The 24,364-nt window shown below is 31.8% G+C and carries 12 protein-coding genes; 3 read left to right on the forward strand and 9 right to left on the reverse strand.

Going from position 1 to position 24,364, the window contains the following annotated elements; genetic code table 11:
• Positions 1–61: 61 nt before the first annotated feature.
• Positions 62–9,007, forward strand: coding sequence for a LamG-like jellyroll fold domain-containing protein (locus EI427_RS18675; protein WP_126617604.1), 8,946 nt, complete (start codon positions 62–64; stop codon positions 9,005–9,007).
• A gap of 80 nt (positions 9,008–9,087) precedes the next feature.
• Here the strand turns inward: EI427_RS18675 and fahA are convergent, their stop codons facing one another.
• Positions 9,088–10,347: a fumarylacetoacetase gene (gene fahA / locus EI427_RS18680; protein ID WP_126617606.1), complete on the reverse strand. Its 1,260-nt coding sequence runs from the start codon at positions 10,345–10,347 to the stop codon at positions 9,088–9,090.
• Positions 10,348–10,534: 187 nt separating this feature from the next.
• Between fahA and EI427_RS18685 the strand changes: the two genes are divergently transcribed.
• On the forward strand, positions 10,535–11,971 hold the full coding sequence (locus tag EI427_RS18685) for an aldehyde dehydrogenase family protein (protein ID WP_126617611.1): 1,437 nt from the start codon (positions 10,535–10,537) through the stop codon (positions 11,969–11,971).
• A gap of 77 nt (positions 11,972–12,048) precedes the next feature.
• On the opposite strand, the gene EI427_RS18690 is transcribed toward EI427_RS18685, so the two are convergent.
• The 3 genes from EI427_RS18690 to metG form a co-directional block, all read right to left on the reverse strand.
• Positions 12,049–12,711 (reverse strand): hypothetical protein, encoded by a 663-nt coding sequence (locus EI427_RS18690; RefSeq protein ID WP_126617613.1) that lies wholly within the window; start codon positions 12,709–12,711, stop codon positions 12,049–12,051.
• A gap of 2 nt (positions 12,712–12,713) precedes the next feature.
• Positions 12,714–12,929, reverse strand: coding sequence for a hypothetical protein (locus EI427_RS18695; protein WP_126617615.1), 216 nt, complete (start codon positions 12,927–12,929; stop codon positions 12,714–12,716).
• Positions 12,930–12,990: 61 nt separating this feature from the next.
• Positions 12,991–15,057, reverse strand: a complete 2,067-nt coding sequence (metG, locus tag EI427_RS18700; protein ID WP_126617617.1) for a methionine--tRNA ligase — start codon at positions 15,055–15,057, stop codon at positions 12,991–12,993.
• Between the two features lie 350 nt (positions 15,058–15,407).
• Between metG and EI427_RS18705 the strand changes: the two genes are divergently transcribed.
• Positions 15,408–16,145: a class I SAM-dependent methyltransferase gene (locus EI427_RS18705; RefSeq protein WP_126617619.1), complete on the forward strand. Its 738-nt coding sequence runs from the start codon at positions 15,408–15,410 to the stop codon at positions 16,143–16,145.
• A gap of 302 nt (positions 16,146–16,447) precedes the next feature.
• Here the strand turns inward: EI427_RS18705 and EI427_RS18710 are convergent, their stop codons facing one another.
• The 5 genes from EI427_RS18710 to EI427_RS18730 all read right to left on the reverse strand — a co-directional run bounded on the left by EI427_RS18710 (position 16,448) and on the right by EI427_RS18730 (position 24,360).
• Positions 16,448–18,298 carry a tetratricopeptide repeat protein gene (locus EI427_RS18710; protein WP_126617621.1) on the reverse strand — a complete coding sequence of 617 codons (1,851 nt, stop codon included), beginning with the start codon at positions 18,296–18,298 and terminating at the stop codon, positions 16,448–16,450.
• Positions 18,299–19,517: 1,219 nt separating this feature from the next.
• Positions 19,518–21,272 (reverse strand): Ig-like domain-containing protein, encoded by a 1,755-nt coding sequence (locus EI427_RS18715; RefSeq protein WP_126617623.1) that lies wholly within the window; start codon positions 21,270–21,272, stop codon positions 19,518–19,520.
• A gap of 145 nt (positions 21,273–21,417) precedes the next feature.
• Entirely contained in the window at positions 21,418–23,292 is a 1,875-nt protein-coding gene (mnmG, locus tag EI427_RS18720; RefSeq protein WP_126617625.1) for a tRNA uridine-5-carboxymethylaminomethyl(34) synthesis enzyme MnmG, read from the reverse strand.
• Between the two features lie 222 nt (positions 23,293–23,514).
• Positions 23,515–23,955, reverse strand: coding sequence for an rRNA maturation RNase YbeY (ybeY, locus tag EI427_RS18725; RefSeq protein WP_126617627.1), 441 nt, complete (start codon positions 23,953–23,955; stop codon positions 23,515–23,517).
• 3 nt (positions 23,956–23,958) lie between these two features.
• Positions 23,959–24,360, reverse strand: a complete 402-nt coding sequence (locus EI427_RS18730; RefSeq protein WP_126618485.1) for an ATP-binding protein — start codon at positions 24,358–24,360, stop codon at positions 23,959–23,961.
• Positions 24,361–24,364 lie beyond the last annotated feature (4 nt).

Below are 24,364 nucleotides of genomic sequence, written 5' to 3' on the forward strand. Positions count from 1 at the left end.
CTAATTTTATTATAGAAATACTACACTCCATTTTGTGTATTATTTTATTAGCATATAAATTATGAAAAAGATACTCTTGCTATTGATGTTTATTACATCAACCATGCTAGGGGTGGCTCACTCAGAAAATACAAATTATATTAATGATGATGATTTGTATACAGAAACCCCCATTAACATAGCTAATGAAGAAGAAGAACCTCTTCTTGATAAGATATATAACTTTATTTTTTCTTCTAAAAATGTGACCTATTCAACCACTACGTTTCATGAAAATGAAGCTAATAATGGTACTATTAGGAATACTATAGAAGTAACATTATCTGGTACAACATTTAATGGAAGTCAGGGTACAGATCTTATTGGATCTGGAGCTGTTGAAGTAAAAAACTTACCTAGTGGATTAAGTCCTTATGTAATTATTAATTCTTCTAACACTGCAACCATTACATTAAATGGTATTGCGAACGTACATAGAAGTCAAGATGATATCAGCAATATTCAGATAATATTTAAGAATTCAGCATTCTCTGGTAGTACTGCTAGTCAAGTTTCAAATTCAACAAAATCTAATGTTGAAATTGATTTTATTGATGGGTTTTCTAGTGGTAATACAGTAGATATTGACGATGAACAAAGAGATCCTCAAATAGACATTGTTATTGGGTTTAACAATGTATTGGGAGAACAAATTGATGAAGACGGTACTTATTTAAATATAATTGCTGGTACTCCTTTTTCACCAGTTCATACATCTACACAATATGAGATATTTAGAGAAGAAGATACAGGGTTAACAGATAGTGAAACAATACAGAGTGGTAAAATTCTTATTGGTTTCCCTTGGGATATATTTTACAATGCACCTACATTCACTAGAAATTCATTCGAAGTTTCTAAAGGATATTATAACGATAAAACTTCTATTCAATGGCAAGTATCTAACAACTCAGATTTAATTACATTTTTTAAAATCTATAGAAGAGAGTTTGATCCAAGTAATGAAAACCACTCTGTAAATTATAAATTAGTGGCTACTCTTGATAATACATCTTACTCTTATGATGATTATGATGTAGAGGGTGGCGTTTTGCAAGAATATAAAGTTGTTGCAGATGGTTTAGGTGATTTAGAAATCGAATACACTTCATTTATTACAGGTATTGGCTTTAGAAATCCTACGGCTACTATTACAGGTAATATTACTTTTGAAGGTGGAAACCCAGTACAAGATGTAATAGTTAGAGCTCAACCTCAGGGTGGAGAAATTGTACTTCAATCATTTAGTGCTAAAGTTAACGGTACGGGTTATGTAGAATCTAAAATGGAAGCAAGAGAACTTCCTACTGATTTTACGTTACAATCTTGGTTTAAATTTGATGGTAATTCTTCTGGAGAGTTATTTAAGATGTTTAATGGATCATCCTACTACGATCTCGATTATATTAAATCAGATAATGATATTAAATTAACTTTACACTCGCCTTCTTTATCAAAAGATATAACGTTTACGCTTACTGGTTCTTTGCCTAATGGAGAATCTGATGGAGCAGGAGAAGATATTATTATTCCTTATGCAGAAGTAATGGAGGAATTTAATAATTTCAGTTTAGTTTTATCACCAAATGATATTCCTAAATTATACTTTAACGGGCGTTTAATGGATGGGAATTACAGTTCAACAATTCCTGCAGAAATAAGTCATCTAGTAGATATTACAACAGTAAATACAGATAGCATTACATATCAACCAATAACTGGCGATAAGTGTTACTTTAGAGTAGCAGATGGATTTAAAGGTTACTTTGATGATATAAGAATATGGAGTAGTGCACTAAGTAATGATGACGTTCAGAAGAATTATAGAAGATATTTAAGTGGAGCAGAAAGAGGTTTAGAAATTTACCTTAGAATTGATGAAGGTACTGGCTCGTATGCTTATGATCTTTCTAAAGAAGAGTTTACATTTCACAAAAGACATTCATTTTTATTAAATACGGAATGGTCTCAAGAAACACCAACAATTACTCAATTAGGTATTTTTGGTGTAACAGATATGTTTGGTAACTATGTAATTACTTCTATTCCTTATGCAGGTAATGGTGGTTCTTATGCAGTTACACCTATGTTTGGAGTACATGAGTTTGATCCAGGTCAGCAAGTTGTATTTATTGGAGAAGGTTCTGAGGTAATTAATAAATTAGATTTTAAAGATATATCTTCATTCATTTTTAGAGGTATAGCCTATTTCGATGTTAGAGGTCAATACAGTTCTCTAAGAAAAGTAGATGATGTTACTCAGATAGAAGATGCTGGTTATAATCAATACTTAGTAACAATTGATGGTACAAAAATAATGTACAATCAAGGACATTATTTTAAAAATGAAATTGGAGAATTATACGAGTATCCAAAAATATTTTTAGACGAAGCCAATGTTTATGTTGATGGTAATATGGTATTAGATGAAAACAAATCTCCTGTTGTAACAGGTAAAGATGGTTTCTTCCAAATACAAGTACCAATTGGTAACCACTACGTAGAAGTTAGAAAAAATGGACATGGTTTAGTACATGATGGTAGGTTCCCTGCTGAAGGATATTATGAGTTTTTTGAAAATCATGAAACACCAAAACCATTTGTAGATACAACGAGAGTTAGTGTAGTTGGTAGAGTTGTTGGTGGACAAGTTGAAGCTGAAAAACTTATTGGTTTCGGTTTTGATGGAATTAAAGAAGTTGATTTCTTCCACACAGCCGATTCTTCAGAAACGGTAGTAATATCATCAACAAATAACCTCGGTACGGCAAAAATTACTTTCGATTATCTTCCTTATGGAGCAGACCCTGCTACTGGATATTTATCAACTAGTTTTTATACAAATAATAAAACAGGTGAATATAAAGCAGAGTTAATTCCTATAAATTATATCATTAACGAGGTTAGCGGTGCAGTAATAGAAAGTAACCCAGATGTTATTCTACTTTCAGGAAGTGAAGAAGTAGATTACTCACCATATACAAATGATAAACGTGCAGTTTTTAAAGATTCGGTTGGAAACGAAATCCAATCAGAACCTTATAAATTTGTACAAAACTTTATTTATAGATCTACTCCTCAAGTTACTGTCGAAAATCAGACGTATGAATTTCTTGTTTCTGAAGAGAACGATACCTCTGTAACATACCCTGTTTATGAGCAATTGTATGAATATCAGATTGATTTACTCGCTTTTGAGGAATACGAAAATAAAGAAATCAACACAACATTTACAGTTCCAGTTACAGATGGTCAATACTATGTAACGAATAATTTAGCAAGATCTAGTTCTGATAGATTTGAGAAAGATCCGGAAGAAGAAAATAAAGTAACGTATTACTTTACGGCTGGATTACCTTTAATGAACGCTCCTTTTAGAAAAGGAATGAGTGTAATGCTAAGAATTAAAGATGTTGATTATGCTCCAGATAACTTACTTTCAGAAGGTATTATCTTCGGTGGTAAATCAGATGGTTCTCAATTGTTTGTAACAAAAGCACCAGATATTCCAGATATCATTCTAAGAGATCCTCCCGGTTCTGGTAGTTCAGCTTCTATTGAAGCAGGAACAGAATTAACAATAGAGACTTCGATGAATGCACTTACATCGTCTTCTTTTGAGCAAGGATTAACACTTAAATTAGGTACTACAGTTACCACAGGTGGTGCAGATGCCGGACCAGAAAATACTGTTGAAGCAGTTAACGATGTTGAGAGTGGTTTTAGCGTAAGTTATAACTCAGATTATGGTGAAGGTTTTACTAAATCTTATTCATTTTCTCAAACAATATCAACAAGTGATAGCGAAGGTTTTGTTGGTTCTGATGGTGACTTATATATAGGTCATTCAAAAAATTTACAATACGGATCTTATAACAGATTATCTGCTACAGATACAATTGTAAAAGGAATTGATAATACTACATTTATTAGACACAACGATGATGGTAGTTTAGATACTGTTTATATCAATAAACAAAAAGCGTTATACTTTAACGAAGCGCCTTCATCTACGTTCTTTATTTATTCTCAAAAACACATTATCACTACATTAATTCCAGAATATGAGAGCTTTATTACAGCCTTAGAAAATGGATCACTTGATTCTGATGATGAGGGTGTACTTTCGAAAACTGAATATGAAACGCAAATAAAATTATGGCAAGAGATTATTCAGAATAATGAGAGAACAAAATACAGAGCATTTAACGATCAAGATAATTTCTTAAGTGAAGTTATTGCATCGATTACAGCTAATGAGGATCAGTACAATTTAGATCATAACAACAGTTATACTCAAAACTACCTTAATTTTGTCAACAAGCATTTTAAAGATAACATCTCTATAGATTATGGTGTTGGCGGTGTAGAAAGAACAGTAAGTACATTTACAGCTTCTGGTAGTTCTTATGCTTATGAAGTAGCTTTAGATTATACATTTGCTCACACTTTCGGTAAAGAAATTAACGATACGGGTGATGAGGTAACTACAAGTTTTGGTGTAAGCCAAGGTTTTGCAAAATCAGATGCATCAGAAAGTGCTGAATCTACTTCTTTTACTTATTCTATTGTTGATAATGATGACGATAACTATTTAAGTATAGATGTAGTAAATCCATTTGATGGTAACGGTCCTATTTTCCGTACCCTTGGTGGTAGAACTTCTTGTCCGCATGAAGGTCCTTTACTTTCTAATTATTTTGATAGTGAAAATTACGAACAAGGTGTAATTGGTGCCGGTGGAACTGCATTAGCAATTGCTACTCAAGCCATCGAAGTTCCAGTTATTTCTGCTAATGTTACTGATATTACAAATATCCCTGAAGACGATATGGCGGTAATTGAATTAACATTATTGAATAACACGAATGCTGATCTAAATGAAAATGTGAGCTTCATGCTTTACATTGATAATACTACTAACCCTCACAATATTAAATCTAATATTCCGCAAGGAGGTGTTGAAGTTGAAGTTCCACATGATCAAACAGTGACTTATACGGTTTTCTTAGAAAAATCTAAACCTGATGTTTACGATTATGAAGACCTAAGTATTGTTTTAGAGTCTATTTGTATGGGGTCTGATTTACAAGAATCAGTTGAAGTATCTGTACATTATGTGCCTTCTTGTACAAGAATAGAAGTTCAAAAACCTTTAGAAAAATGGGTAATGAATGCTACTACTGCATTCAATGATGATGGATCTACTAATCCATTACCAATTATTTTAGGCGATTACTCTAGAACATACGATAGCTTTGAAAAAGTAAGATTAGAATACAGAAAATCTACTTCTCCTACTTGGACAAGATTATATACTTATTACAATAATGCTCAATCTTATGCTGATGCTGTAGCTGCTCAAGAATCAAAAATTGATATGATTACTGACGATAATATCACTTTTTCTTGGGACATAGGCGCAACCGGTTTAAGTGATGGTGATTATGAAATAAGAGCCATTTCTTATTGTGATAACGGTACTGAATATATTTCCGATGTTGTGCCTGGTAAAGTTGATTTAAACATTCCTGTTGCCTTTGGAACACCTTCTCCTAGAAATGGAATATTATCGGCAGGGCAAGACCTTACTTTAAAGTATAGTGAGAATATTTTATACAACTCTGCTATAAGTAATATTGAGATTGTTGGCCAAACCAATGATCAAGAAATTGCACACGGTACTTCGGTATATTTTGAAGGAAGTAACAACACTGCAACTTTTGAAAAACCTTCAATAAGTGATCAGAACTTTACAATTGAGTTTTGGATGAGAAACCTTTCTACTGAAGCGAATTCTATCATTTTCAAACAAGAAAATGGAATGGAAGCAACGCTTTCTGGAAATACGCTTACTTGGACTGTTGAAGGAAGTTCTACATACTCTGTTTCTAGTCCGATTTTAGACGACGATTTATTCCATCACTATGTATTTGTATACGATGGAACAGATTCTGGAACTTTGAGAATGTATCAAGATGATCAAGAGTTAGGATTTACAAACACAGGTGCTTTTGCTATTCCTAATAGAAATAATTTAGTTTTTGGTGGTTCTACTTTCAAAGGAAATATTCTTGAATTAAGAATTTGGTCAAAAGCATTATCACTTTCTGATGCATACGCTCAAATGTATAAATCATTACTTGGTTCTGAACAAAATCTACAAGGCTACTGGCCAATGGATGAGGGAAGAGAAAACGTTGTTAATGATAAAGCAAGAAACAAGCACGGCATTATGAATGCGGAATGGGATATTCGTCCGAAAGGAACTGCTTATAATTTTGAAAACAACGATTACTTAACGCTTGACAATGTAAATTTTGTACAACTCTCAAGTCAGATGGATGTAACCTTATCATTCTGGGTTAAAATGGATCAGTCGCAAGAGGCTACTATTTTCTCTAATGGTAAAGGTGACGGAACAGATGTAATAGAAGCCAATGGCAAAGCCAATAAATGGTCGGTAGATGTACATACAAACGGTAAACTTTACCTTAATAATGAAGGTATTGCATACGAGTTAACCAATGATATTGTAGATGGAGAATGGCATCATGTAGCAATAGTTTTAAATAGACTTGGTGCTATGAAAACATATGTTGATGCTGATTTAACTACCTCAAATATTGCAAATGACATTACAGGTTTATCTGGTAATAAATACTTTATAGGAGCAAGAGGTTTTAATAACAATGGAACTTATGAGATAGATCAGAAATTTGTAGGTAAAATAGATGAATTACGTTTATGGAATCTTGCTAGAACAAAAGAGCAAATCAGCAGAGATAGATACTTTGAAGTAGATTTTTCTACAACAGGTATTATGCTGTATGCTAGAATGAACGAGCCAGATCCTTTAGACAATTTAGCTCCTACCTATTATCATATGGATGCCAATAATATTGTTTCTACATCTACTAGTATAATGGTTGCTGCAACGCCTGCTTTCGATGAAGATGCTCCAGCATTGAAACCGAAAAGAAACTTAGAAATGTTTGCCGTAACTCATGTTATTAACGGTGATGAAATGATTATTAACCCGATCATTAGTAATTGGTCAGTATTAGAAGGACAGGTTATTGATATCACTGTTTCTAGATTATTTGATGAGAAAGGAAACAGACAAGTATCTCCAATTACTTGGACTGCATATATCCGTAAAAATCAAGTGGTATGGTCTGTAAAAGATGGTTTAGATTATGTTAATCTACAAAACTATGTAGGCATAAATCAATCTTTTGATATTACTGTAGAAAACTTTGGAGGAACACCTCAAGATTTCAATATTAAAAATGTTCCTACATGGTTAACGCTTAGCCAAACTTCTGGTCAACTCGATCCAGATAGTAGACGAATTATTACTGCAGAAGTAAATAATAATCTTTCTGTAGGAGAGTATACAACAGATTTATACTTAGATACAGAATACAATTACGACGAGAAAATAAAACTTGATTTAAGAGTTTTAGAAAACGAACCTGATTGGAGTGCAGATGCAACTCAATTTGGTTACAATATGAATGTTGTTGGTAAAATTAAGATTGATAATATTTATGCAGAAGATGCGCACACAAAGATTGGTGTTTTTGTTGATAAAGAACCAAGAGGTGAAGCTGAATTAATTTATGATGAAAATTGGGACGATTACTTCTTGTATCTAACAATATATTCAGATGCTGAAACTGTAGAAAATCTTTCATTCAAAATATGGGATGCCACAACTGGTAGAGTACTAGATGCTGAAATTGATGGAAACGCTACTATAGCTTTTGTTCAAGATCAAATTTTAGGAACTAAAGCTACTCCTTCAATCTTTAGTAATACTAACGTAATGGAACAATCATTAGCGTTAAATCAAGGTTGGACTTGGGTATCTTTAGCAGTTAGCGATACTCGTTTTAATGACTTGGATGCCTTAACTTCTGAAATGCAATTAAGCAATGGTGATAGAATTGTTGCTCAATCTGAATTCGATGTTTACGATCAATCTATTGGGTGGTCTGGAAGTATTTCTTCTAATGCAGGAATGACAAATGTCAAAATGTATAAAATGAAATTAGCCGATGCCAATGACCTTGAACTTAAAGGTGATATGGTTGATAATAATAACTTTGAAGTTACTATTGCAAACGGTTGGAACTGGCTACCATACCCTGTATTAAATAACTTAAACGTAAATGATGCCTTAGCTTATTATGAAGCAAGTAATGGAGACATAATCAAAGGACAAAATCATTTTGCAGTTTATAATGATTTAGTAGGTTGGGTAGGTACTTTATCTTTCTTGAAAAAAGGAGAAGGATACATGTTAAAATCAAATGGTATATCTCAACAGTTTGCTTATCCTAAGGTATTCTCTAATGCTCGTCAAAATGGAGAAAGTGATAATAGTGATGCATTCGAAAACAATGCATATGAATTTAATATGAGTACCATTGTTGAAGTACCAGATGGATACGACCAAGTATATGTATACAACAATGAGCACCATGATATTAGAGGTGTAGGTAATGTTATTGAAATTGAAGGTAGAAACTTAGCATTCATTACTGTTTATGGTAATGCAGATGAGAATCTTACTTTTAGTTTAAAAGACAACTTACAATTTACAGATGCAGGAGAAGAATTTGTATTTGAAGACGATGCCGTTTACGGAACGTTCATTACTCCAATTCAATTAGGAGAAGTGATTGCATCTAATGAAGATATTGATTTAAATCCTGGTTCTTTAAAAGTTTATCCTAATCCTTCATCTTCTGAATTTAACTTATCATTCCAGTTAGATAAAGGACATGATTACCACCTTATCGTTTACTCAATGAACGGTAGAGTTGTTGAAAAACAAGACATTACTGGAGTTGTAGGTGCAAACATTGTTACTATCGGAGAAACATACAATACAGGTGTTTATGTGGTAGAAATAATTACTAGTGATGGTACATTTACAGAAAGAATAATCAAAAAATAAGTTTTATAAATCATTAAAATAGAAAAGTCCAAAATCATATAATTTGATTTTGGACTCTTTTTTTGATCAAAATTGAATACTTACTTAGAAGGTAAAAGCATACCATTTGCTTCTCCAAAGCCAATTCTTAAACTTCCATTATCACAATATCCTTTTAAAGAGATAGAATCATAATCTTCTAAAAAACTTCTCTCTTGTCCATCTTCTAAAACAATTGGCGTTTTACCGTTCCAACTTAATTCTAAAAGAGAACCAAATGAGTTTTTAGTAGGACCAGAAATAGTACCCGAAGCACAAACATCACCTACATTAATATTACAACCATTTACTGTTTGATGTGCCAATTGCTGACACATATTCCAATACAAATACTTATAATTTGATCGTGAAATTATAGTTTTATTTCCATCTTTAGGAGTAAGTCCAACCTCCAAATTAATATCAAAAGTATGTTTACCTGTAGATTGTAAATAAGGTAATGGAGTAGGTTTTTGCACTGGACTTTCTACTCTAAATGGTGCTAGAGCTTCTAACGTTACAATCCATGGCGAAACTGTAGAGCCAAAGTTTTTTCCTAAAAAAGGTCCTAGAGGAACATATTCCCATTTTTGAATATCTCTTGCTGACCAATCATTAAACAGTAAAAGGCCAAAAATGTAATCTTCAGCAGCATCTACTTTAACCGTTTCTCCTAAGGCAGTAGATTTACCAACAACAAATCCCATTTCTAATTCAATATCCATTCTACTAGAAGCACCATATATTGGAGTTTCAGCATCAGGAGGCATTTTCTGTCCTTTTGGTCTATAAATATCTGTTCCAGAAACTACAATAGAAGAAGACCTACCATGGTATCCTACAGGCATTTGTTTCCAATTTGGTAACAGTGCATTGTCTTTACCTCTAAACATTACTCCAACATTCGTAGCGTGTTCTTCTGATGAATAGAAATCTGTATAATCACCTATTTTAATTGGAAGATGCATTGTTACTGTACTATAATCAAATAAAACATTCTCTGCTTGAATAAGTGGATTGTTTTCACTCAATAAATCAAAAATACATTCTCTTATTGCTGAATGTATTTGCTTACCAAGAGTGATGAAATTGTTTAAAGTATCTTGACTAAAAACAGAATGATCGTTTATGATAGAATCAAAATGGCCAAGTTTTGCAACAGCTTCAAGATCAAGTACCTGATCTCCAATTGCTACACCAACTCTTTTAGATTGAGTAGCTGTTGAAAAAATTCCATAAGGAAGGTTCTGAATAGGAAAGTCTGATTTTTTATCAACTTCTACCCACGATTTAATTTGGTTATTATGCGTTCTATTAATCATTGAAATAATTAGTTCTATGTGTTTATCAATTGGTTAGTATTGCAAAAATTTGCATGTTATTAAGATATTAATGTAATTAAAGAAAATCCATCGTAATATGATAACTGATAGAGAAATTACTACTACTTTTTTATCAAGTCTATCTTTTTACCTCAACCAACATCTATAGAAAATAACAGTATCAATTATGAATACATCAGTAATTATCGATAATAACACTCAAAATATTGAAGATATATTCATTCACCTAAAGAAGAATGCCACTACCATTAAAAAGACTTCGGTAAAAGAACGTATCAAGAAATTAGAAAAATTAGAACATTATATATTAGACCACAGAGATGAAATTCATGAGGCTATTTATAAAGATCTCAAAAAACATCCTGTAGAAGTAGATACATCAGAAGTACTAACTATAGTAGGATTAATACGTCATACTAAAAAGCATTTAAAATCTTGGATGAAACCCAATAAGGTAAGTACTCCTTTAAGTATGTTGGGTACTTCTTCTTATGTATTACATGAGCCTAAAGGAGTGTGTTTAATTATTGCACCTTGGAACTATCCTTTCTATTTGGCTATCTCTCCTTTAATATATGCAATAGCTGCAGGAAATACTGTTGCAATTAAACCTTCTGAGCTATCTGAACATACATCTTTATATATTCAAAAGATGATTTCTATGCTCTATTCTATTGATGAAGTGGTAGTTATACTCGGAGGGGTTGATGTTTCTACAACACTACTTAAACAAAAGTTTAATCATATCTTTTTTACGGGTAGTTCTAACGTAGGAAAAGTAGTGATGAAAGCTGCGGTAAATAACTTAGCATCAGTCACTTTAGAGTTAGGAGGGAAGTCTCCAACGGTTATTTGTAAGGATGCTGATTTAAAAGATGCTTCTGATAAAATTACATGGGGTAAATTCTTAAATGCTGGTCAGACTTGTATAGCTCCAGATTATGCTTTAATCCATAAATCTGTAGAAAAAGAATTTGTAGAGCAGATGACAAATACTATTAATGAGTTTTACTCTCCTAATGGTGAACTAATAAAAGCATCTCCAGATTTGTGTCGTATTATAAATAAAGATCACTTTAATAGATTAAAAGGTCTTTTAGAGGATGCTTCTGAAAAAGGAGCTACGATTATAATGAATGGTGAAATGGATGAAGCTACAAAATATATGCCTCCAACATTAGTGACCAATGTAACAAATGATATGCGCTTAATGCAAGAGGAAATATTTGGCCCTATTTATCCTATCAAATCATATGATAAGATTGAAGAAGCTTTTGAAATAATTGAAGAAAAAGAGAAACCTTTAGCGTTATATATCTTTGCAAAGAAAAAGAAAACAATAAAAAAAGTGCTTCAGAATACAACTGCAGGAGGTACTTGTATTAACGAAACTATCTTACATATCAATAATCCTGATTTACCTTTTGGAGGTATTAATAATAGTGGCATTGGTAAATCGCATGGTAAATATGGCTTTGTTGGGTTTTCAAATCAAAGAGCAGTTTTAAAAAATAGAGTAGGTTTAACTAGTGTAAAACCTGTCTATCCACCCTATGGAAAATTAGCAAGTAAGTTGACTGATTTTATTATAAAGTATTTTTAGTCAAATTAAATTAATAAGTCTTTAAGAATTTAAAATTCTCCTTACAAATGTATTACTACTGCATTATAAGGAGTTTTTTATATTAGTGATAATTTTTTTCTTAGCTCTCTTATATAACCAAATTGAGGACACCTTTCTAAAAGGAGGTCAAGCTGTTTAACATAAGCCTTTATTATCTCTTGGTTTTCTTCTTTATGTTCATATAAATGTTGCCCCACTAACCAGTGCACTCGTTCTGCAAGACTCATAGAATCTCCATAACTTTGATAATGTTGAGGCTGTAAATTTGATAAACGCCAAATACGTATAAACGTCAAAAAATTAGGAAGAAATTGGCTATTAGCAACAGCTATTTCTAATAATTGATAAAATGCTTTAGGGCGTTCTTTTTCTGGATGGTATTGTAATGGTTTAATTAAAAGCAGCAAACGATCAATTTTATCAAATTGCTGTAAATTGAGTAACCTTTCAATTTCAATCAATAAGATTCTACAAGCTGCTAATTGTAATTTATCTGCTTCTAAAGGAATATATTCTACAAAAACGCTATACAGCTCTTCAAACTGTTCTGCATTTTTTTCTTGATTAGCCACCTTTATCATATCATAAAGTACCCAAGCCATTGCAGCTTGTAATTCTTCATCATTAGGAGATATCTCTAACCAACTTCTTGCAGTTATAAATGCTTCTTGATATTTACCTTCTTCACGAAGTGAATATATTTCTCTAACAGAATACATAATTACTTTTTAAACATTCCACCCTTATCTTTATCTCTTTTACTTGTTTTTTTAGTTAAGAAAATTCTAGCTGCTAATAATGCAATTACACCACCTGCTAACTGTAAATTTTCCATATAATCATTTCCTTTATCGTACTCAAAATAAGCCAATAATAAAAATGCTACTGCTAAAATAACAAAAATGATATTTACGATGTTTCCAAATCCTTTGCTCATAGTTTTAGTTATTTAAAAAAGGTTACCAATCAAAGAGATTAGTAACCTTTTAAGTTTTATATTATCTAATAGTACTTCCTTCTGATACTTGTGCAGATGGAGATACAAACGTTAAAGAACCGTCTTTATCTTCTGCCATCAGAATCATACCTTCCGATTCTATTCCTCTAATTTTTCTTGGTGCAAGGTTAATCAAAATAGAAACCTGTTTTCCAATTACATCTTCTGGAGCAAAGAAATCTGCAATACCACTTACTACAGTCCTTTTGTCAATTCCTGTATCTACTGTAAGTTGTAATAATTTTTTTGCCTTCTTTACTTTTATTGCTTCAACAATGGTTCCTACACGGATATCCATTTTTTGAAAATCATCAAAAGTAGTTTCATCTTTTTGAGGTTCTACAGGAGTTTGAGCAATTTTAGTTTTCTCTAACTTCTCTATCTGTTCCTCAATAGTTTTATCTTCTACTTTACTAAATAATAGTTCAGCAGGAGCCAAACGATCATAAGCAGTAATTAAATCTGGGCTACCTACTTTATCCCAATCCAGAGATTCCATGCCTAACATGTTCTGAATTTTCTTAGCCGTATTTGGCAAGAATGGATCGATAGTAATAGCCAAGTTTGCCGCAATTTGAAGCGACATATTTAATATAGTTTTTACCAACTCAGGATCTTGTTTATACAATTTCCAAGGTTCAGTATCTGCTAAATATTTGTTACCTAAACGAGCCAATTTCATTGCCTCAATTAGTCCTTCTTTAAATTTATATTGACCAATTAACTTTTCTACACGTAATGGAATTGCTTTCATTTCTTCAATGATATCATTTTCCATTGGTGTAAATTCTCCAGCTACAGGTACTTCCCCTTTAAAGTATTTGTGAGTAAGTACAACTGCTCTGTTAATAAAGTTACCAAGAATAGCAACCAACTCATTATTTATACGCTCTTGATAATCTTTCCAAGTAAATTCAGAATCTTTATTCTCTGGTGCAATCGATGTTAATACATAACGTAATTCGTCTTCTCTACCAGGTAAATCTTCTAAATACTCGTGTAACCAAACAGCCCAATTACGTGATGTTGATAACTTAGCACCTTCTAAATTTAAAAACTCATTTGCAGGAACATTATCTGGTAAGATATATCCTTCGCCATGTGCTTTTAATAAGATAGGAAATATTAAACAGTGGAATACAATATTGTCTTTACCAATAAAGTGAACTAGCTTAGTATCAGCCTTTTTCCAATAATCTTCCCAGTTTTTACCTTCTTTAGCCGCCCAATCTTTTGTTGCTGAAATATAGCCAATTGGAGCATCTAACCAAACATATAAAACTTTACCATCAGCACCTTCTACAGGAACTTTTACACCCCAGTCTAGATCCCTTGTCATAGCTCTAGGTTGTAACCCTTGATCTAGCCAAGATTTACATTGTCCTAAAACAGAATTTTTCCATTCTGCAGGGTTATGGTGTTCTCTACCATCTAACTTACCATCTACAATCCATTCACGAAGCCAATCTTCGTGCTTGTTCATTGGCAAATACCAATGGCGAGTAGTTTTTAAAGTAGGAGTAGCTCCAGTAATTTGAGATTTAGGATCTATTAAATCTGTTGGACTTAATGCTGAACCACATTTTTCACACTGATCTCCATAAGCACCTTCGTTACCACATTTTGGGCAAGTACCAGTAATATATCTATCTGCAAGAAATTGCTTAGCTTCTTCATCATAATATTGAGAAGACTCTTTTAATTCAAATTGTCCTTTATCATTTAAAACCTTAAAGAAATCTTGTGCCGTTTCATGATGAATAGGAGCAGAAGTTCTATGGAATAAATCAAAAGAAATACCGAAGTTCTCAAAAGTCTCTCTGATATTCTTATTGTACTTATCAATAATATCTTGAGGTGTGATACCATCTTTTTGTGCACGAATAGTGATTGCAGCACCGTGCTCATCACTTCCACAAATAAATGCTACATCTTTTCCTTTCTGACGTAATGATCTAACGTAAATATCTGCTGGTAAATACGCACCTGCAATATGTCCGATATGTAAAGGACCATTTGCATACGGCAATGCCGCAGTTACTGTATATCTATTATAATGCTTTGACATGAATTTGTCTCAAAATTTCTTATTGGCCTATATTACTCTTGTATACTGACGATAAGTCGCTGCAAAGTTAATCAATTTGAAGTGGTTATTCACAACCCTTTTACACTGAATAACAGATGATTTACTTCATCTAAATCAAAGTTATTCACATAATAAACTTAAAAATGTTGATAACTTTTTGAAAATCGATAAATCATATAAAAAATTATCAATTTTCAGAAACTTATGCACAGTATTGAAAATAGTTTTGATGTATATAAATGAAAAGCATACTTTGCACTTACATTTATTCAAACCAACCACAAAGTTAATGGTTGTTCATTATAGATAAACAAAAAGTAGTGAATAAAATGCAAAAGGGTGAAGAATGGTTCGATCAGTGGTTCAATACACCATATTATCACATCTTATACCAGAACAGGGACTTTAATGAAGCAGAAACTTTTGTAAAAAAGCTTTCAACTCATTTAAATATATCAAATGTTGATAAAGTTTTAGATTTAGCATGCGGTAAAGGCCGACATGCTATTTTTCTTAATAAACTTGGCTTTAATGTAGAAGGAATAGACCTTTCAACAGAAAGTATTCAACATGCCAAAGAATTTGAGAACGAAAAGCTAAAGTTTTCAACACATGATATGAGGGAGCTCTATAAAAAAGAGGAATTTACTTTCATATTAAACCTATTTACTAGTTTTGGTTATTTTGAAACTGAAGAAGAAGATCTTTTAGCTTTAAAAATGATAGCCAATAGCTTAAAACGTGATGGGTATTTTGTCTTAGACTATTTCAATACCTATAAGGTTATTAATAGTTTACCAGAGAAATTAGTAATTAAGCGACCTGAAATGGATTTCAATGTGCATAAGTATTTAAAAAATCGACATGTAATGAAAGAAATTGCATTTTCAGCAGATGGAAAAGACTATTTATTCACAGAAAGAGTAGAAGCTTTAAAGAATAAAGACTTTTTAAAGCTATTTGAAAGCGTAAATCTCAAAGTTATCAACACTTTTGGCGATTATAACTTGAATTTATTTGATAGAGAGCACTCTGATAGGATGATTTTTGTTGTCCAGAAGCAATAATCATAATTTTATGCACAAAAAAGGCTGAATACTTAATTGTATTCAGCCTTTTTTGTTGACAATTTTTTAAAATTCACAAATTCTATTGATTTACTAACTAAAAATAGGTTGGTAAATGCCTAAAAACAGAAAAGTTATCAACAATTAGCCTAATTAATTGTTGATAACTTTCCTTGTTTATTGTATAACTTCTTGATTTATTAGAGAATAGGATGTTTATAAGTTAATAACATTCTGAAATGTCCTTTTTTCTAAAAATTATAAACATTTATGGGGATAACCTTTTGATAAAAACTTATTTTCTAAGATTTGTTCACATTATCGCCTCTAAGTTGTCTAAATCTCTTTCGAGCATCAACTTCATAGCTAGATCCTTTAAAGTCTATCAGGTGGTTTTTAAAGTATTCCATTGCCTCTGTTTTATCATTTAGGTGATCTTGGTAGATTGTACCCAATAAATAGTTTGCGTCATCAGCAAGAATATCATCACCGTAAAATTCGAGAATTTCTTTCAAAGGTTCTAATGCTTCTTCATATTTCCCCAATTTTATTAACAAATGTGCTTTTTCCCAAAGAATCTCATCAGTTAAGCTGTGTCCCTTAAAGTCCACTAACATTTGTTCATAACTTTCTAGTGCTTCTATGTATTTTCCTTGAAATATCAACAAATCAACTTCAGCATATGCTTCCATTGCAAAAGAAGTAGTATCCAAGTTTAAATTATCACTTATCAACATAGATAAAGCAATTGCATCATTACTAATCGTTCTTGATGTAGCTAACTTTAAAACATCTAATTGAGATTGTGCTAACTTAAAATCACCTGTATAGTAATAAATTTTCGCATTTTTCAATTTCGCAATGTGTCCAATTTTCATTTCTTTATTCGCTTTAGAAACTTGTGAATAAAGTAATGATGCTTCCCATGGATCATCTTTTAGAAGATATATATCGCCCAAATCAAGTTTTGCTTGTGATATTAAGCGCTTTGGAATTGCTCTATTGTTGATAAGTTCTTTTAATTCTACAATTGCCTCGTCCTTTTCATCTAAATAGAAAGCCTGTAGCAATGCCATATTTCTTAAAGCCTCTCCAGTTTGATCAGTTATCCCCATTTCATCAATAATTTGTTGGTAATCGTTGACAAGTGAAAGAATTTGATCTTTATCAATAGGGTAGGTGCTTTTTACAATAGCTTCTTTTGTTTCAATTAAATATTTTCGAGCAACTGGGTAAACTGCATATTCTTTGTATCTATCCACAAGGTATTGGAAGATCTTTGATGCATTTTTATAGTCTGCATTGTTCTTTGCTAAACGCCCAATTTCTAAAATCTTATAACCTTCTAATCTTAATCTCTTATCAAGAGCTCTAGCTTGCACAAATGCCCCGTAGAACTTCTTCTGCTGTAAGTAGTACCAAACGATCATCTCATTAAACACAGTCATGTTAGAGTTCTTCTGAACAAGCGTGAGGAGCTTAGGTTCCAAAAGTTCAAAGTCTTCTTCTGTTAGAAGACGATCCTGAAGCGCCATTTGCACATACTCTAGTTGATCTGGTTTAATTAAAAGTAGTTTCATGTACTCATCTATCATCAAATCATACTTCCCCCAATGTGCATAGAGATCTGCTAATTCGTAATAGAATATTTCATCGCTGTTTTTCTCACCAGTACGGTAACACTTCTCAGCATAAGAAAATAAACTAAGATCAATACAATACAAAGCACAGTAACGTAGTTTGGTTGTATTGTTAGCAACTTGATGAATAAACGTATCAATTGATTTATCTGCAGCAGCTGTATCTTTTTCTAAAAGCTTTACCCGAGTATAATCAACATTGTAAATAGCATTTTGTGGATTACTCTTTACAACTTTTTTTAAATACTTATCTGCTTCTTTATATTCTTCTTTATTTAAAAGAATGGTCAGATAGTTTTCATGAATGTTTGGTATAAGGTTTTTATTCTTTGATAAATCTCGATACAACTCTAAAGCTTTATCAAACTCTTCTGTTTTATAATATTCCTGAGCCAGGTTTAATTTCTCTTCTGTTTTATTTTGTCCAATACTTTTTTGAACAGGGATACCTACCAAAAAGAAAAGAGAGAGAATGAGCAATCTCGAATTTTGTCTAAGTACGGTTTTCAACATTTCACTATTAATAGATAATAAAAAAATAAAAAATTTAAAGTTCCTTTTATTATTATTAGGGGTGTTTATAAGTTGATAACTCGGTTTACTAACAGCTTTTTACCACTTACAAACAAATTGATCTAATAACTATTCACTGCCTAGGATACCTAAAAACAGTGTTTTATGGCGCTTTTCAACAGTATGTTTATGCATAAGTTGATTAAAGTTATTCAGTTAGTTTTACTGTGCGCAAGCGCCCTTTTTACCCACATCCACTTATTAACACCTATGTGAATAGCGTGAATAAGTACCAATTGTGAATTACTGTTGATAATATACCCACCTTTTCAACATTTTATCAACTAATCACAATTTTAGACATTTATAGTGTGAATTATGTGGATAACTAACGTTGATATCTAATAATTGTACAAAAATTTATCCGTTTGATATAATTTTAGTGAATAACTTTTATTTTCTCTATTAAGTTACACACTTTGATTAATTATAGACCATTTAGCGCCAAAAATAGTATCCATTTTTAAAAAGTTTTCAACAGCTGTATTTTTCATTTTTAGAGTGATATTTTTTTTTGTCTCTCTATACTTGAGTATTCTCTAAGACCCTTTCAGTTTTATGATTTTAGAATTGATTTGCGCACAGCCTGTGAATACCAAGTTTGTTTATATGTGTATATCTTAAGTTTAAATCTGATGTATATTATGGATATTCAGTAAGTTAACACTCTTATCAACGCACTAAAAAACCTCTATTTATGTGCATATCTCAGTGAATATTGCTCTTTTTGATCCATATGTGGATAAGTCTGTTGATAAGTACCTCTTTTATCCACAAAAATTGAAGGCCTATGTTAGTATTACTGTTTATAACTAATGAATTTAAAGAAATATAGCTCATAACACTATGTAGGGGCAATTATAGCTTTAAATGTTAAAAAGATGCCTATATGGAGTATAAACAGTGTTTTTAGTTGTTAATCAATGATTTAGATTAGTAGTAAATGATAGATTTTTAATCAATTAAATGTTATTCACATTGATATATGGATAAGTACCAATTAATAAAGCGCTATTAAGGGTAATTGATGAATAATTATACATTTTCAATTACTTATAAACACTATAACTGTTTCTAAAATCTAAGAATGAGAAAATAAAGGACAAAAAATAAGTCAGTACTTTCATACTGACTCATTCTTCTATAAGAATTTATTTTATTATCTTTTCTTATCTGTGTTGATAATTGTTTCTTCTCTTCTGATTTCCCAGTTAGCTTCTACTTTTATTTTCTTTGGAAAGAATGCGGTAGACTCTGGAGGTACTCTAGTTTTAAAATCTCCAGGGAACCATTCACCATCTCCATTTTCATCAATTAATACTCTTAGTTGATAAGTACCTGGTTTTACATATTGAAAAGAGAAAAGGCGTTCATCTTTTACTTCTTGAACAACTTCTGCTTTTGAGTCTATGAGTTGTACAACAAAACTATCGTGGCTGCCTTTTACTTCTCCTTCTACAATTCCATATTTATCTAGTTGCTTAATAGTAAAGCTAACCGTCTTTGAATTTGTAGAATCATCTTTTACAGATACAAAAGCATTCTCATTAAAAATAAGACTAAATGCAGAGTCGACTTCAAAACCAGGAATTGTTAATTCTGTTTTATTAAAATTGAAAGTCATTTCCCTATCAAGAAGAACACTATCTAATCTTGTGGTATCTTCACTATATACATAGTACATACTATCGATGTTCATTTCTTTCATAGGTAAAGGAAACTTTAAAGTGACATCATAAGTTTCTTCTGGAATAAGATCATTATCCTTTGGTAGAATTTTATCAAATTTAATTCTAACAATTTCCACTTCTTCTTCTTCAGCACCTAAGGCAGATCCAATTGTATTAATTGCTCCTCCTAAAAGTCCACCACCTTTTTTCTTTGTTTGCTTTTTTTCTTCAGCAAGCACTTCACTTTTACTAGGAAACATAATGAGCGTATCAAATTCTATTTTTTGCTCTATAGAATCTATAGCATAACCAGTTATCTGAAGTGAGTCTTCCATATCTCTTTCTCCAGTATATATTAGTTTAATTTCTCCTTTTTCGTTCATACTAAAAATACTATCTGAATAAGAATTTTTAGTTGGGAAATCTATTCCATATTCTACAGCAAATTTATTGAACTTAACAAGTAGGTCTGTACTTTCAGCTTTTACATTTTTGAAGGCGAGATCAACTAAATCATAATCTCTAACAAAAAGTTCTACGCCATCAATATTTTTATCTAGTAGGAGGGAGTCAGAAAAGAAACCAACTTTCTCTTCTCTTAAAGTGTATTTGTAATCTTCGTTTACATCTTCTATAGAATAAACATTATAATAGCCAGGCTTAAATCTTTCTAAAATAAATAAACCATCTTTTACAGTTCTAGAAAAATATACGGGAGGATCTGTATTTACATCAAGAGAATCATAAGGATTATATAATGCTATAATTGCTCCTTCGATTGGTTCGTTTGTAAGTAAATCTCTTACCTGTCCTGTAACTTCTAGAGAGTCTAAATAGTCTCCAGTACTAAATGAAAAACGCACATTCTTTGCCGGATTTTTTTCTGTAACATCTACTACAGATTTTCCGAAATCAAAAAAGTAAGTTGTATTCTGCTCAAGTGTATCTAAGATGTTTATGATTACTTTGTTTCTAGCAAACTTAGATTTATACCTAAATGATTTTTTGTGTGGTGTAATAATTAAGTTCTGTTTCAGCTTTTCTTCTTGAATATATTCATCAAAATATAGCGTAACTTTTAACTTAGTTGTATCAACATTTGTTTGTCCATTGTACGGATCACTTGCTCCAAATCTAGGAGGAATCTCATCTTTTGGACCTCCGGTAGGAGAGGAGATTACTGCACAAGCATATACTGTAAATAGTATATAGATTGAGATAATGATTCTTAAAAATAAGTTCATGTGTACTTTAATTTGTACTGAGTGGTGACTGCTGTTTTTATCTTTTGTTCAAAGGTAATAAGCATAAATTATTCTGATACAAAATAAGGCATATCTCTTAAATGAAATATGCCTTTTTAAATAAATATGATATTTTATTTTATACTTAGACTTTTTGTTTGTCTAAATACACCATCAATATTGTAATATCTGCAGGAGTAACTCCGCTTATTCTAGAGGCTTGGCCTAAAGTTAGAGGAGCAATTTTTGTCATTTTCTCTCTTGATTCAGATGATAAAGCAGTGATTGATTTGAAATTAAAACCTTCAGGAATTTTATAGTTTTCAAGGGTAGTTAATTTCTCAGCAAGCTTTTGTTCCTTCTCAATATAGTTTTCATATTTCAATAGGATCTCAGCTTCTTCTAAAGCCTTCTCTCCAAAGCCATCAAAAGCTTCTTTTAAAGAAGGATTAGCTTCCATAGTTAAATCCATACCAACATGTGGTCTTTTGATAAACTGAGTTGCTTTAATACCTTGAGATAACGGCTGTAATCCTTTTTCGTTTAAAAGAGGATTTGCAGTATTAACTTTAATACTCGTTTCTCTTAGTGTTTCGACAACATGGTCAATTTGCTTCTTCTTTTTCTCTACAGCTGTAAATCTTTCTTCTGCAGCGAGACCTAAATCATATCCTAATTTAGTTAACCTTATATCGGCATTATCTTGTCTTAGAAGTATTCTATATTCAGCTCTAGAAGTAAACATTCTGTAAGGTTCTTCAGTTCCTTTATTAATAAGATCGTCTATAAGAACACCTATATAAGCTTCTGATCTTTTTAAGATAAATGCTTCTTTTTCCTTTATTTTATTGTGTGCATTTATCCCTGCCATTAAGCCTTGAGATGCTGCTTCTTCATAACCAGTAGTACCATTAATTTGACCAGCAAAATAGAGGTTCTCTACTAACTTTGTTTCTAGTGTAGATTTTAATTGTGTAGGAGGGAAGAAGTCATATTCAATTGCATAACCAGGACGGAACATTTTAGCATTCTCAAAACCTTCAATTTTTTGGAGCGCTTTGAATTGGACATCCTCAGGAAGAGATGTTGAAAAACCATTGATATACATTTCACAAGTATTCCAACCTTCTGGTTCAACAAAGATTTGATGTCTATCTCTTTCTGCAAATCGATTGATTTTATCTTCAATAGATGGGCAATATCTTGGGCCTAATCCTTGGATTCTTCCGTTAAACATTGGTGATCTATCAAAGCCAGTTTTTAAAACATCATGTACTGCATTACTAGTATATGTAATAAAACAACTTCTTTGTTTTGTTAGTGTAGTGGTAGTATCAGAGTAAGAAAATTTTTCTGGATTTTCATCTCCAGCTTGCTCTTGCATTTTCTCCCAATTTAAAGAACGTCCATCTACTCTTGGTGGAGTACCTGTTTTCATTCTTCCAGCTTCAAAGCCTAAACCAACTAATTGTTCCGTTAAACCTTTTGCCGCATGTTCACCACTTCGTCCTCCTCCAAATTGTTTTTCACCAATATGAATGAGTCCATTTAAAAAAGTACCATTCGTTAAAACAACAGACTTAGTATTGAATACTACTCCTAAACTTGTTTTTACTCCAGTAATTTTATCGCCTTCCATAACAATTTCAGTTGCCATTTCTTGCCATATATCTACATTTAGATTTGCCTCTAAAGTATCTCTCCATTCTTGTGCAAATACCATTCGATCACTTTGAGCTCTTGGACTCCACATTGCAGGACCTTTAGATCTATTCAACATTCTAAATTGAATCATAGATTTATCTGTCACAATTCCAGACATACCACCAAGAGCATCAATTTCTCTAACGATCTGTCCTTTGGCAACACCACCCATTGCAGGGTTACAACTCATTTGAGCTATAGTTTGCATATTCATTGTAACTAGTAGCACACTAGATCCTAGTGTAGCGGCAGCATGAGCAGCTTCACAGCCTGCATGTCCTCCTCCAATTACTATAACGTCATAAGATGGATACATTCTATTATTATTTTTTCGTTCCACGTGGAACGTAAGTAAATTTCTTCAGTTTTCTGATTTACAGTGAATAAACTCAACTGTAATTATATGCAAAGATAATAAATCAAAAATTATCAAAGACTTAATGTTTTCATATAATAAAAAAGTTCCACGTGAAACACTCAATAAAATTGAAAATGTTTTACGTGGAACACAGTTAGAAGGTCAACTTAGAATAATGAATTAAGCTTTTAGTGTTTCATTTCTGAATGCTAATTGTTCATCTTCTAAATCTCTCATCTTTTTAGCCTCCTCATCAGATTTATCTTTAAACCCAAGAAGATGTAAAATACCATGAATTAATACTCTATGAAATTCATCAGTTTCGTTTGTACCAATAGTTTTAAAATTTTCTTTAATTCTATCAATACTTACAAATATGTCTGACTCTATTTCATTTTCATATTCAGAGTTATCAAAAGTAATTATATCAGTATAAGTATCATGATCTAAATACTCCACATTTATTTTATGTAGGTATTCATCAGAGCACAATATATAATTGACACCAATTAATTTGAAATCAAATTTTTCGATAACAGATTGAATCCATTCTTTTAAAGGTCCTTCATTAGGAATATCAAAAGAAATATCTTCTGTAAAAAAAGTAATTTCTCTTTCCATTAATTAAATATAGAAAGTAAGAGTAATTGCTTTTCCTTCGTTAGAGAAGTTTACTTCATCTGCAAGGTGTTTCATAAGAAAGATTCCTCTTCCTCCGGGCTTATCAATATTTTCTGGAGCAGTAGGATCGGGTAGACCTTCATAGTCAAAGCCTTTTCCTTCATCTTCTATTGTAAAGGCAATTTCATTGTCTGATACTTTTAACTCTAAATGAACGTTCTTATCCTTATCATTTTTATTTCCATGGATAATAGCATTGTTTACAGATTCTGTAACAGCAATCATGATATTGCCATAAATGTCATCATTGAAATTAAACTCTTCACGAGCTTGATCAATAAAACTCTCCGCAATACGAACATTTTCTATTAGCGAAGGTATCTTTAATTTGAATGGTTTATTCATTGTG

The sequence above is a fragment of the Flammeovirga pectinis genome, from assembly GCF_003970675.1.
GTDB lineage: Bacteria > Bacteroidota > Bacteroidia > Cytophagales > Flammeovirgaceae > Flammeovirga > Flammeovirga pectinis.